At 66.9% G+C, this 12,251-nt stretch carries 12 protein-coding genes; 4 read left to right on the forward strand and 8 right to left on the reverse strand.

Going from position 1 to position 12,251, the window contains the following annotated elements; genetic code table 11:
* Positions 1-126: 126 nt before the first annotated feature.
* From ACIP0B_RS11025 to ACIP0B_RS11035, 3 genes are all read right to left on the reverse strand, one after another.
* Positions 127-720: a YceI family protein gene (locus ACIP0B_RS11025; protein WP_085580779.1), complete on the reverse strand. Its 594-nt coding sequence runs from the start codon at positions 718-720 to the stop codon at positions 127-129.
* A 31-nt stretch (positions 721-751) separates the two neighbouring features.
* Entirely contained in the window at positions 752-1,303 is a 552-nt protein-coding gene (locus tag ACIP0B_RS11030; protein WP_085580781.1) for a cytochrome b, read from the reverse strand.
* 339 nt (positions 1,304-1,642) lie between these two features.
* Positions 1,643-3,430 (reverse strand): flavin monoamine oxidase family protein, encoded by a 1,788-nt coding sequence (locus ACIP0B_RS11035; RefSeq protein WP_400831851.1) that lies wholly within the window; start codon positions 3,428-3,430, stop codon positions 1,643-1,645.
* Positions 3,431-3,653: 223 nt separating this feature from the next.
* Between ACIP0B_RS11035 and ACIP0B_RS11040 the strand changes: the two genes are divergently transcribed.
* Positions 3,654-5,060, forward strand: coding sequence for an adenosylmethionine--8-amino-7-oxononanoate transaminase (locus tag ACIP0B_RS11040; RefSeq protein ID WP_400831853.1), 1,407 nt, complete (start codon positions 3,654-3,656; stop codon positions 5,058-5,060).
* 177 nt (positions 5,061-5,237) lie between these two features.
* Positions 5,238-5,957, forward strand: coding sequence for a 16S rRNA (uracil(1498)-N(3))-methyltransferase (locus ACIP0B_RS11045; RefSeq protein ID WP_217894647.1), 720 nt, complete (start codon positions 5,238-5,240; stop codon positions 5,955-5,957).
* Between the two features lie 109 nt (positions 5,958-6,066).
* Here ACIP0B_RS11045 and ACIP0B_RS11050 read toward each other — a convergent pair whose 3' ends face one another.
* Together ACIP0B_RS11050 and ACIP0B_RS11055 are read right to left on the reverse strand one after the other, a co-directional pair.
* Positions 6,067-6,969, reverse strand: a complete 903-nt coding sequence (locus ACIP0B_RS11050) for a transporter substrate-binding domain-containing protein (protein ID WP_400831855.1) — start codon at positions 6,967-6,969, stop codon at positions 6,067-6,069.
* Between the two features lie 29 nt (positions 6,970-6,998).
* Positions 6,999-8,237 carry a D-amino acid dehydrogenase gene (locus tag ACIP0B_RS11055; RefSeq protein ID WP_400831857.1) on the reverse strand — a complete coding sequence of 413 codons (1,239 nt, stop codon included), beginning with the start codon at positions 8,235-8,237 and terminating at the stop codon, positions 6,999-7,001.
* Between the two features lie 108 nt (positions 8,238-8,345).
* Between ACIP0B_RS11055 and ACIP0B_RS11060 the strand changes: the two genes are divergently transcribed.
* Positions 8,346-9,263: a LysR family transcriptional regulator gene (locus ACIP0B_RS11060; protein ID WP_400831859.1), complete on the forward strand. Its 918-nt coding sequence runs from the start codon at positions 8,346-8,348 to the stop codon at positions 9,261-9,263.
* A 15-nt stretch (positions 9,264-9,278) separates the two neighbouring features.
* On the opposite strand, the gene ACIP0B_RS11065 is transcribed toward ACIP0B_RS11060, so the two are convergent.
* Positions 9,279-9,896, reverse strand: coding sequence for a hemolysin III family protein (locus ACIP0B_RS11065; RefSeq protein ID WP_400831860.1), 618 nt, complete (start codon positions 9,894-9,896; stop codon positions 9,279-9,281).
* 141 nt (positions 9,897-10,037) lie between these two features.
* On the opposite strand from ACIP0B_RS11065, the gene ACIP0B_RS11070 reads away from it, so the two are divergent.
* The gene (locus tag ACIP0B_RS11070; RefSeq protein WP_400831862.1) at positions 10,038-10,952 is read left to right on the forward strand and encodes a LysR substrate-binding domain-containing protein; all 915 of its coding nucleotides are present in this window, start codon (positions 10,038-10,040) and stop codon (positions 10,950-10,952) included.
* Positions 10,953-11,075: 123 nt separating this feature from the next.
* Here the strand turns inward: ACIP0B_RS11070 and madM are convergent, their stop codons facing one another.
* Together madM and madL are read right to left on the reverse strand one after the other, a co-directional pair.
* Positions 11,076-11,840 carry a malonate transporter subunit MadM gene (gene madM, locus ACIP0B_RS11075; protein ID WP_400831864.1) on the reverse strand — a complete coding sequence of 255 codons (765 nt, stop codon included), beginning with the start codon at positions 11,838-11,840 and terminating at the stop codon, positions 11,076-11,078.
* Between the two features lies 1 nt (position 11,841).
* Positions 11,842-12,249 carry a malonate transporter subunit MadL gene (gene madL, locus ACIP0B_RS11080; protein ID WP_400831866.1) on the reverse strand — a complete coding sequence of 136 codons (408 nt, stop codon included), beginning with the start codon at positions 12,247-12,249 and terminating at the stop codon, positions 11,842-11,844.
* Positions 12,250-12,251: the final 2 nt, after the last annotated feature.

A 12,251-nucleotide genomic window follows, 5' to 3' on the forward strand; every position in this document is an offset into this window, starting at 1 on the left:
GACTGACCCACCGCTATCGCCAGCAGGCTGGCTCCCACAGGGGTTCTGCGGCGACGGCAGCCATCCGCAAGGCAAAAAAAAGCCCCCGGCCGCAAGGCCGGGGGCTTTTTGCGTATCGGGCGAAAGTTACTTCGCTTTCACGCCTTCGAACGAGATGTACAGGTCGACGTTGTCGGACTGCGGGCCCAGGTCCATCATCTTGCCGAAATCAGAACGCTTGATGCTGGTGGTGCCTTCGAAGCCGGCACGGTAGCCGCCCCACGGATCCTTGCCTTCGCCCAGGAACACGGCCTTGACCACGATCGGCTTGGTCACGCCGTGCAGGGTCAGGTCGCCGGTCACGTCGGCGGTGTCTTTGCCGGCGGCGTTCTTGCCGGTGGACTTCACGCTGGTGGAGACGAACTTGGCGTCAGCGTATTTGCCCACGTCCAGGAAGTCTTTGCTGGCGATGTGCTTGTCGCGCTCGGCATGGTTGGTGAACACGCTGGCGGTCTTCACGTCGAACTCGATCTTGCTGTCTTCAGGCTTGGCGGCGTCGAAGCTGAACTTGCCGCTGATGTCCTTGAAGGTACCGGTGATGAAGCTGTAGCCCAGGTGGCTGATCTTGAAGTCGACGAAGGCGTGCTGGCCTTCCTTGTCGACGGTGTAGTCAGCGGCCATCACGTTGGCGGACAGCACGGCGGAGCCGATGGCCAGAGCGGCCAGAGTCTTTTTCAACATGCTTTCTTTTCCTTTGAGTCGAGGTTGAACTTCAGGCTTTGCGGCCCAGCATTCGGGTCAGGGTCGCATCACGATCGATAAAGTGGTGCTTCAATGCAGCCAACGCATGGAGGCCGGAAAAAATTACCAGCGCCCAGGCCAGGTACAGGTGAATCGCACCGGCGGTATCCGCCTGGTCCGGTAGTCCGGACACCAGGGCAGGCACTTCAAACAAACCAAACACCGGGATCCCGACACCGTCTGCGGTGGAAATCAGGTAACCGGCGATCATCACGGCGAACAGGCCGAAATACAGGAACGCATGGCCGAACTTGGCGCCGATGCGGGTCATCCGGCTGTAGCTCTGCAGCGTCGGCGGCGGAGGGCTGACGAAACGCCACAGCACCCGCAGCACCATCACCGCCAGCAGCACCAGGCCGATGCTCTTGTGCAGGTCCGGCGCGTCTTTGCGCCAGCTGCTGTAGTAATCCAGCCCCACCATCCACAAGCCCAGCGCGAACAGCCCGAAGACCGCCAGCGCCACACCCCAGTGCATGAAGATGCTGACCCAACCGTAGCGCGAAGAAGAGTTACGTAGCTGCATTGCCCAAATCCTGTGAGAACTGCGAACCAAGACTATCGACTTATCTATCGAATTAAAGCGGAAAATTTTGCTTTGAAATATCGAGAAATACGATCAAGAGTCTGAAAGTGGCGAGTTAAGGAAAGATTAAAGGCGAAAGTGTGACGGGATGTTGGTGGGGAGATCAGAGAATTTCACGGCCGGTACTGGCCCGATCGCCAGCAGGCTGGCTCCCACAGGGATTGCCTTTCAACTGAACGGATCCGTTCGACTGCGGGAGCGGGCCTGCTTGCGATGACGCTCTGACAGGCAAAAAAAAGCGCGGCCCAAGAGCCGCGCTTCTTCATTCACCGCAAGGCCTTACTGCGCCTTGGCCTCGGTGCTGGCCGCCGGTTTGGCCGCAGGCTTCTTGGCCGGCTCGGCCTTTTTCGCCGGGGCCTTGGCCGCAGGCTTTTTCGCCTCGGTCTTGGCCGCCGGCTTCTTCGCCGCCGGCTTGCTGGCGGCCTTCTTCGCCGGTTCGGCCTTCACGGGGGCCGCAGGCTTCGGCGCTTCCGCCGGAGCAGGCGCAGGGGCCGGGGTCGGCGCAGGCGCCGGAGCTGGAGCCGGGGCTGGCGCAGGCTCTGGGGCCTTCACCGGCTCAGGCTTCTTGTCGTCGTCCGAACCGCCGAACAGGTTGGTGAAGAAGTTGCCCTTCTTCGCCGCCACGGCGCCACCCGCCGCACCGGCCGCCACCGCGGCGGCCGCGGCTGTCGGGCCGACCTTGACCGGCGCGAAGGATTTGCCCGCCGCCAGGTCCTCGACCTGGCTGGCCGCGCGCTGGCCGGTGCGCAGCGCGCCTTCCAGGGTGCCCGGGTACAGGGTGTCGGTGTGCTCGCCGGCGAACGCCACGCGTTGCAGCGGCTGTTCCCACAGGCGCCAGAACTTGCTGATCTGACCCGGGCCGAAGGCCAGGTACGAACCGCCGGTGGACGGGTCGGTGCTGTAGCGGCGGATCTCATAGCCGGTGAACGAACCGCGGGCCTGCGGATAGAACGCATGCAGACGGATCAGCACCTGATCGACCATCTGCTTGTCGCCGAACGCCTGCATCACCCGCGCGTTGTCGCCGGACAGGTTGATCACCACGTTCGCCCCGCCCTTGAGCGCAGGCTCGACCCAGAGCATGCCGAGGCCGGTGTTGCTGTAGATCTCGCCGGACATCCGCGCCTTGCTTTCCCACACCGGCGTCTTGAACTTGAGCATGATCTGGTCGCGCCAGCCGTAGTTGGTGCCCTTGATCGCCGCCTGGTGCTGGGCGTCCAGCGCCGGGGTCAGCTGGATCTTGCTCAGGGCGCGCAGCGGCACCGCCAGCACCACGTAGTCGGCCTGGTAGCCGACCGCGCCGACCTTGACGGTCACGCCGTCCTTGTCCTGGGTGATGGCCGACACCGGCGAGTTGGTCTTGATGGTCTTCAGTTGCTTGACGAAGGCCTGGGCCAGCACCGGGCTGCCGCCGACCAGGCGCGAGGCGCGCAGGTCACGGTCGGACACGCCGCGGTACACCCGGCTCTGCTGGGCGAAGTACAGCAGCGACAGGCGCGACGGCTCGTCGTAGCGGCTGCGGATCTGCTGGTTGATCAGCTGGCGCGCGGTGGCCGGCAGGTTCTGCTTGTCGAGCCAGCTGGACACGTTGATCTGGTCCAAGGCATGCAGGGTGTTGGTGGACGCCGGGTTCTGCGGATCGTCGATCGAGCGCGCCAGGTCGTCCAGGGTCTTCTCGTAGCGCTTGAGCGCGTCGCCCGTGGCCGGCTGCTTGGCGGCGAGGTCGGCGGCGGAGAAGTACTCGCCGTCGATCAGGTAGCCCGGCGTGCGCACGAACTCAGGGGCCGGCGTGGTGCTCAGCTTGAAGGTCGACACGTACTTGTTCAGCACCGGCTGGGTCTTGTCGTTGCCGATCCACTCGCTGGTGGCCATGCCGGAACGGCCGCCGATGCTCGGCTTGGCTTCCAGCAGGGTGACCTGCCAGCCCTTGTTCTGCAGCTCGTAGGCGGCGGTCAGGCCCGACAGGCCGCCGCCGATCACGATCGCGGTTTTATCCTTGGCCAGCGCCGAAACGCTGAACAGCCCCAACACCACCAGCGCACAGGCGCGCAGCCAACCGACAGACATTCAGCGAACTCCGGAAATACACGGGAAAAAAAGCGGTTTTGCGGGTCAGGCGACCCAGAGAACCGCGAAGAATACGTCAGCCATCAAAGCGCCGCCAGCGGCGTCTATCGCCCCAAGTAAAGTAGCTCAATCGACACAATGGGTTGTCCCGGCGCGACGCATTGCATAGGCTTGCGCGATTGTTTGCCCGCGCCAGGCGCGAGCCGTCCCGAGGAGACCGGAAATGGGCCTGAACGACCAGTGGATGCAGCGTGACCTCAAGGTCCTGTGGCACCCCTGCACCCAGATGAAAGACCACGAACAGCTGCCGCTGATCCCGATCCGGCGCGGTGAAGGCGTCTGGCTGGAAGACTTCGACGGCAAGCGCTACCTCGACGCCGTCAGCTCCTGGTGGGTCAACGTGTTCGGCCACGCCAACCCGCGCATCAACCAGCGGATCAAGGATCAGGTCGATCAGCTGGAGCACGTGATCCTGGCCGGCTTCAGCCACCAGCCGGTGATCGAGCTGTCCGAACGCCTGGTAAAGATGACGCCGCAAGGGCTGGATCGGGTGTTCTACGCCGACAACGGTTCGTCCTGCATCGAAGTCGCGCTGAAGATGAGCTTCCACTATTGGCTCAACCGCGGCCGGCCGGACAAGAAGCGCTTCGTCACCCTGACCAACAGCTACCACGGCGAAACCGTGGCGGCGATGTCGGTCGGCGACGTGCCGCTGTTCACCGAGACCTACAAGGCGCTGCTGCTGGACACCCTCAAGGTGCCCAGCCCCGATTGCTACCTGCGCCCCGAAGGCATGAGCTGGGAGGAGCACTCGCGCAATATGTTCGCCGCGATGGAGCAGACCCTGGCCGAGCACCACGAAAGCGTCGCGGCGGTGATCGTCGAGCCGCTGATCCAGGGCGCCGGCGGCATGCGCATGTACCACCCGGTGTACCTCAAGCTGCTGCGCGAGGCCTGCGACCGCTACGGCGTGCACCTGATCCACGACGAGATCGCCGTCGGCTTCGGCCGCACCGGCACGATGTTCGCCTGCGAGCAGGCCGGCATCCGCCCGGACTTCCTCTGCCTGTCCAAGGCCCTGACCGGCGGCTACCTGCCGCTGGCGGCGTGCCTGACCACGAATGAGGTCTACGGCGCCTTCTACGACGACTACCCGACCCTGCGCGCCTTCCTCCACTCCCACAGCTACACCGGCAACCCGCTGGCCTGTGCGGCGGCGCTGGCGACCCTGGACATCTTCGAGCAGGACAACGTGATCGAGAACAACCAGGCGCTGGCGCAGCGCATGGCGTCGGCCACCGCCCACCTGGCCGATCACCCGCACGTCGCCGAAGTGCGCCAGACCGGCATGGTGCTGGCGGTCGAGATGGTCAAGGACAAAGCCTCGAAAGAGGCGTACCCCTGGCAGGAGCGCCGCGGCCTCAAGGTGTTCCAGCACGCGCTGGAGCGCGGCGCGCTGCTGCGTCCGCTGGGCAGCGTGGTGTATTTCCTGCCGCCGTACGTGATCACGCCGGAGCAGATCGACTTCCTCGCCGAGGTCGCCGGCGAAGGCATCGACATCGCCACCCGCGACAGCGTCAGCGTGGCGGTGCCGAAGGACTTCCACCCCGGCTTCCGCGATCCGGGCTGACGCCTTGGCCCCCTGTGGCGAGGGAGCTTGCTCCCGACCGGCTGCGCAGCAGTTGCCAAAGCGGCCGATGCGGTGCTGCCGATGCACCGCGCCGGCCAGGATCGGGAGCCCTCCGGTCTCCAGCGGGAGCAAGCTCCCTCGCCACAGGGCCACTATCCAATTTTCCAGAGATCCGACATGAGACTGTCCCGCTTCTTCATCGACGCCCCCCTGAGCCTCGGCGAGCACGAACTGCCCGAAGCCCAGGCGCATTACATCAGCCGCGTGCTGCGCATGACCGAGGGCGATGCGGTGCAGCTGTTCGACGGTTCCGGCCAGGAGTTTCTCGGCGCGCTGGCGGAGGTCGGCAAGAAGCGCGTGACGGTGCGCATCGACGAGCAGTTCGCCGGCCAGCCCGAATCGCCGCTGAGCATCCACCTCGGCCAGGGCCTGTCCCGCGGCGAACGGATGGACTGGGCGATCCAGAAGGCCACCGAACTGGGCGTGAACGAGATCACCCCGATCTTCAGCGAGCGCTGCGAAGTGCGGCTCAAGGACGAGCGCGCCGACAAGCGCCTGCTGCACTGGCGCCAGGTGGCGGTCAGCGCCTGCGAGCAGTGCGGCCGCTCGCGGGTGCCGGTGATCCACCCGCCGGTGCTGCTGGCCGATTGGCTGAAGCAGACCGAGGCCGACCTGAAACTGGTGCTGCACCCGGTGGCGGAGCCGCTGGTGAGCCACGCCAGACCGGCCAGCCTGGCCTTCCTGATCGGGCCGGAGGGCGGGTTGTCCGAGGCCGAGGTCGAGCAGGCCAAGGCCGGCGGCTTCCATGCCGCCCGCCTCGGGCCGCGGGTGCTGCGCACCGAGACCGCGCCGGTGGTGGCGCTGGCGGTGGCCCAGCAGCTTTGGGGTGACTTCTAGGGCGCCATCGTCGGATCGCCGCCCGGAACAAGCCCGCTCCCACAAGGGCTCCCCGCTCACGTGTGGGAGCCAGCCTGCTGGCGATGGCCGCTCCCGGATCTTAAGCCGGTCACTGCACCGGATCGCTCACCGGCCTGGCGATGATCGCCTTCAGCTCGCCGGTCATCGGAAACTCCAGGTTCAGGCCCTTGGGCGGGATCGGCTGCTCGAACCACTTGCGGTAGATCCCGTTGATCTCGCCCGACGCGTACAAGTCCCCCAACGCCCCGTTGACCAGCGCCAGGAACTGCGGATCGTCCTTGCGCACCATGCAGCTGTAGATCTCCCGCGACTGCTCCTCCCCCACCACCACCCAGTTGTGCGGATCCCGGGCCTTGGCCCGCTCCCCGTAGAGCAGCGCGTCGTCCATGTAGAACGCCGCCGCCCGCCCCGACTGCAGCATCTGGAACGCCTCGCCGTGGTCCTTGGCGCTGATCACGAACATGTCGAGCTTGTGGTCGAGGTTGTAGCTCTTGAGGTAGCGCTCGTTGGTGGTGCCGGCGGTGGTCACCACGTTCTTGCCGCGCAGGTCGTCGAAGTGCCGGATGCCGCTGTCCTTGGCCGTCAGCAACTGGCCTTTGACGTAGATGAAGCCGTAGGAGAACGCCACCTGCTTCTGCCGCTCGGCGGTCACCCCGGTGGAGCCGCACTCCAGGTCGACGGTGCCGTTCTGCACCAGCGGAATGCGGGTCTGCGAGGTGACCAGGTTGTACTTCACGGCCAGGTCCGGCAGCGCCAACCGCTGGCGGACGCGCTCGACGATCTTGTCCGCCAGTTCCACCGAATAGCCCATCGGCTGGCCCGTGTGGTCGCCCACGTAGGAGAACGGCACCGAGGCGTCGCGGTAGCCCAGAGTGATGCTGTTGGCGCCGGCGATCTTGGCCAGCGTGCCGGTCAGCGGCGCTTCGCCGGCGTGGGCTTGAGCGCCGAGCAACAGACCGAGGGTGCAGCCGAGCAACGTGATTTTTTGCATTGTTGTTCTCCGTTGTGGGTGTTCGGGGTTCAGGCGCGGGGATTGAAACCGTGCAGGTCGATGGAGGGTCGGCGCTGGCCGATCAGTTCGCTGAGCAGTTGCCCGCTGGCGCAGGCCAGGGTGAAGCCGAGCGCGCCGTGGCCCAGGTTCAGCCACAGGTTGCGGTAGGCCGTGGCGCCCAGCAGCGGCACGCCGGTGGGGGTCGCCGGACGCATGCCGGCCCACTCCACGGCGGCGCCGTAGTCGCCGGCCTCGGGGAAGGTGTCGCGGGCCTGGCGCCGGATCAGGGCCAGCCGCGCAGGATCCACGGCTGGGTCGAAGCCGACGATGTCGACCATCGCCGCCACCCGCAGCTGCTCGCCGATCCGGGCGTAGACGATCTTGCGGTCGTAGTCGGTGACGCTCACGTCCGGCGCACGGTGCCCCTCGCCGACCGGCACGGTCAGGCTGTAGCCCTTGAGCGGGTACAGCGGCAGATGCAGACCCGGCAGCGCCAGCAGCGGGCTGCGGTGGCCGGCGGCGATGACCAGTTGATCGACCGCCAGCGCCTCGTCGCCCAGTTCGATGGCCGTGACCTCACCGTCGCGGTGGCGCAGGCCGGTCACCGTCCGGCCCAGGCGAAACTCGCACAGCCCGGACGCCTCCAGCCGCGCCGCCAGTTGCCGGCAAAAGCCGTGGCAATCGCCGACTTCCTCATCCGGCGTATGGATCCCGCCCACGAAAGGCCCGTCGGCCAGCGCCGGCTCCAGCTGCGCGCATTCGGCGGCGCTCAGCACCTGTTGCTGCCGGGGGTCGGCCAGGTGCCGGCGGGCCTGGGCGAAACGGCCGGCATCGCGGAACGTCACCAGTTTGCCGTTGCGCCGCCAATGGAACCCGGCGAGGCCGTCCTCCTCGCGCCAGGCCTTCAGGGTACGCTGGCTCAACAGCGCCAGGCGCAGCAGGTGCGCGGCGTTTTCGCGGTTCACCGAGCTGCGGCAGGCGGCCAGGAACGCCGCCATCCAACGCCACTGCTGCGGATCCAGGCGCGGACGCAGCTTGAGCGGCGAGTCGCCGCGCAGCATCCAGCCGAGGGCCTGCAACGGCACGCCGGCATCGGCCAGCGGCGCGACGTAGCGGTAGGACAACTGGCCGCCGTTGGCGAAACTGGTCTCGGCGCCGAGGCTGTCGCGGGCTTCGACCACCGTCACCGGCAAACCGTCGCGCACCAATGCATAGGCCGTTGCCAGCCCGATCACGCCGCCGCCGATGATGCACACACGCTGAGCCATGTCCGTCCTTAACCGTTCGTGAAGTCGAGGCCGAGGTTAGTGTCAGGTGACAGGCGCCGGACAATGAATAAAGATGCCAGACCCATAAGCAAAGGTTATGGACTCGCCATGCGCCTACGCCACATCGAGGTTTTCCAGGCCATCCGCCAGACCGGTTCGGTCAGCGCCGCCGCGCAGTTGCTGCACGTCTCGCAGCCGGCGGTGACCAAGGTGCTGCAGCACGCCGAACAGCAATTGGGCTTCGCCCTGTTCCTGCGGGTGCGCGGCAAGCTGCAGCCGACCCCGGAGGCGCTGGAGCTGGAGCGCGAGGTCGACAAGGTCAGCGAAAGCCTGCAAGGCGTGCGGCGCCTGGCCCAGAGCCTGCGCCGCACGCCCGGCCGCAGCCTGCGGATCGGCGCGACCCCGGCCCTGGCGCTGTCGCTGCTGCCGCCGGCCATCCGGGAATGGACGGCGCGCTGTCCGGACATCGCCTGCGAGCTGTCCAGCGCCCACAGCCGCGAACTGACGAAGAACCTGCTGATGCGCGAGGTGGACGTGGCCCTGACCCTGCAATTGCCCGACCATCCGGGGCTCAAGGCCCGGGCGTTGGCGTCGGGGGTGCTGGTGGCGCTGGCGCCGAAGGGGTTCTGGCCGCCGGAGGACGCCGGCCGGCCGTTGCCGCTGACGGCGCTGGCGGACGCGCCGCTGATCGGCCTGTCCAGCGCCGACCCGCTGGCCGCCCGGCTCGACCGTTACCTCGAAGCGGTGGAGCCGCCGCCCCGGGTGCGCATCGCCGTGCAGACCTACTCGCTGGCGCGGGCGATGGTGGAGTCCGGCGCCGGCGTCGCGGTGATCGACCCGTTCACCGCCCTCGGCGCCTCTCCGGCGACCACGACGCTGCGGCCGCTGGCCCCGCCGCTGCCGATCACCCTGTACGCGGTGACCCGCGCCAGCGAACCGCCGCCCCATGCGTTGAGCGACTTGCTGGAGATCTTCAGCCGCCGGGCCCGGGAACAGCTCGGTGGCCCGAGCGCCGCACAAGGCTGACCGGCAGGCCGGCGCCTACAGGACGTAGAACCAGATCGCCACGAAGTGCAGCAGGCTCCCGGCGATCACGAACAGGTGCCAGATCCCGTGGGCGTGCCGCAGCCGGTGGTCGAGGGCGAAGAAGATGATGCCCACGGTGTACAGCACGCCGCCCGAGGCCAGCCAGGCGAAACCCGCAGGACCCAGCGCATCGAGCAGCGGCTTGACCGCCACCAGCACGATCCAGCCCATCACCGCGTAGATCACGATGGACAGGATCCGCGCCTCCGAACGCGGCTTGATCTCCTGCAGGATGCCGATCAGCGCCAGCCCCCAGACGATCCCGAACAGCGTCCAGCCCCACGGCCCGCGCAGCGTCACCAGGCAGAACGGCGTATAGCTGCCGGCGATCAGCAGGTAGATCGAAAAGTGATCGACCTTCTTCATGATCGCTTTCTTGCGCCCGCGCACGCTGTGGTACACGGTCGAGGCGCTGTAGAGCACCAGCAAGGTGAAGGCGTAGACCGCCACGCTGACGATCTTCCACGGACTGCCGTCCAGGCTGGCGATCACCACCAGCCAGATCCCGCCGATGAAGGCCGCCACCGCCCCGACCAGGTGCGTCCAGGCGTTGAGTTTTTCCCCGTGATACATGTGTCGCTGACCTCTGATTCATGACCGCCGCGCGCAAGGCTCGGGCCTTGAGCGTAAAAGCGCAATGTTTCGGTTCGACGCGGGCCTGCGCCTGTCCGGTTAATTGGGCACAATCGACCGATATCAAGAAGAGTCCGCGCCATGCTGATCGACGAAGAATTGACCCTGAAAAAACTCGAGGTGTTCCTCGCCTTCATGCGCACCGGCAACCTTGCCCGGGCCGCCGCCGAGCTGCAGACCAGCAACGTCAGCGTGCACCGCGCCATCCATTCGCTGGAGAGCGCCCTGCGCTGCCCGCTGTTCAAGCACGAGGGGCGCAGCCTGACGCCGCTGGAAAGCGCCTACGTGCTGGAGGAGCGGGCGCAGAAGCTGATCCAGGACGTGGTCGAGAGCGTGCGCCTGACCCGCGAGGCCGCCGGGTTCTCCGCCGAACGCTTCAAGCTGGGTTCCCTGTACTCGCTGACGGTGAAGACCGTGCCGCAACTGATCATGGGCCTGAAGATCCGCCGCAGCGAACTCAACATCGACCTGATCCTGGGCTCGAACACCGACCTGCTCTACAAGCTCAAGAACATGGAGGTCGATGCGATCCTGGTGTCGCTGGACGACAGCGTCAGCGACCCGGACTGCGAACAGATCCCGCTGTTCTCCGACGACATCTTCCTGGCCACCCCGGCCGACTCGCGGTTCGCCCAACGCAGCGAGGTCGACCTGGCCGACGTGCGCGACGAGACCTTCATCACCCTGACCCAAGGCTTCGCCACCCATCAGGACGGCATCCGGGTGTTCCGCCAGGCGGGGTTCGAGCCGAAGGTGGCGATGCAGGTCAACGACATCTTCACCCTGCTGAGCATGGTCAGCTCCGGGGTGGGCTATGCGCTGCTGCCGGGGCGGATCGCGGCGGTCTACGAAAACCGGGTGAAACTGATCCCGTTGCAGGAAAAGTACCGGTTGCAGCAGCACATCGGCGTGGTGTTCCTCAAGGCCAAGGAACGCGACCCGAACCTGCTGGCCTTGCTGGCGGAATGCCGGATGTACGCCAACCGCCAGGCCTGACACCCTGTGGCGAGGGCGCTTGCTCCCGCTGGGGCGCGGAGCGACCCCGCTCTTTTTTCTGAAGAGTCGGGACTGCTGCGCAGTCCAGCGGGAGCAAGCTCCCTCGCCACAAAAACAAGCCCGTCAGCCGACGATCCCGCGCACGATGAAAAACAGCACCGAAGGCCCCAGCAGGCAGCCCAGGCCGGTGTGGAACGTCGCCGTCAGCGCGCCGTAGGGCACCAGCCGCCGGTCCGTCGCCGCCAGGCCCGCGGTCACGCCGCTGACGGTGCCGGCCAGGCCGCCGAACACCATCGCCGAGCGCGGGTTGTCCAGGCCCATCCAGCGCGCCGCCACCGGGGTGCCGACCATCACCAGGATCGCCTTGATCAGCCCGGTGGCGATCGACAGCGCCATCACGTCGGACGTCGCGCCGATCGCCGCGCCGGTCACCGGCCCCACGATGTAGGTCACCGCCCCGGCGCCGATGGTGGTCATGCTCACCGCGTCGCGGTAGCCGAAGGCCCAGGCCATGCACGCACCGACGATGAACGGCAGCACCGTGCCCAGCAGCAGCGCGACCACGCCGATCAGCCCGGCCTTCCTCGCCTCGGTGGCCTGCACCTCGAACGCCGTCGCGACGATGGCGAAGTCCCGCAGCATCGCCCCGCCCATCAGGCCGATGCCGGAGAACAGGGTCAGGTCCGCCAGCCCCTTCTGCCCGCCCGTCAGCGTGCCGCCGACCCAGGCCAGCACCAGGCCGATGACGATGGCGATGGCCGAACCGTGGATGCGCCCGAACGTCAGGCGCTTGGAGAGGATCACCGACACCCACATGATCACGCCGACGAACGCGAACGCGGTGACCAGACCGTTGTGCTCCAGACCTTTCTCGATGAGATCCCACATGTCAGCGACCTCCCGCCGGAGCGGCCATCGGGGCCGGCTCGTCCGGCAACGGCTCGCCCTTGTTCGTGCGGCTGATCAGGGCAATGGTGCAGCCGCAGACCACCACCGAACCGATCGCCGCCAGCACCGCCACCGGGCCGCCGTGCAGCGCGGTGACGACGTTCTGCTGCGCGGCCATCGCCACCACCACCGGAATGTACATGGCGCCCCAGAAGCCGACGCCCATCTCGCAGTCCTTGGTCATGCCGCCGCGCCCGTGCATCCACAGCCGTGCGCAGATCAGCAGGATCATGGCGATCCCGACCCCGCCGACATTGGATTTGACCCCCAGCAGCACGCCGAGCAGGTCACCCATGATCACCCCTGCCAGCGTACAGATCGCCAGCAGCGCCACACCGTAAATAATCATTG

This window comes from Pseudomonas sp. NPDC089534 (genome assembly GCF_044749305.1).
Classification (GTDB): domain Bacteria; phylum Pseudomonadota; class Gammaproteobacteria; order Pseudomonadales; family Pseudomonadaceae; genus Aquipseudomonas; species Aquipseudomonas ekonensis.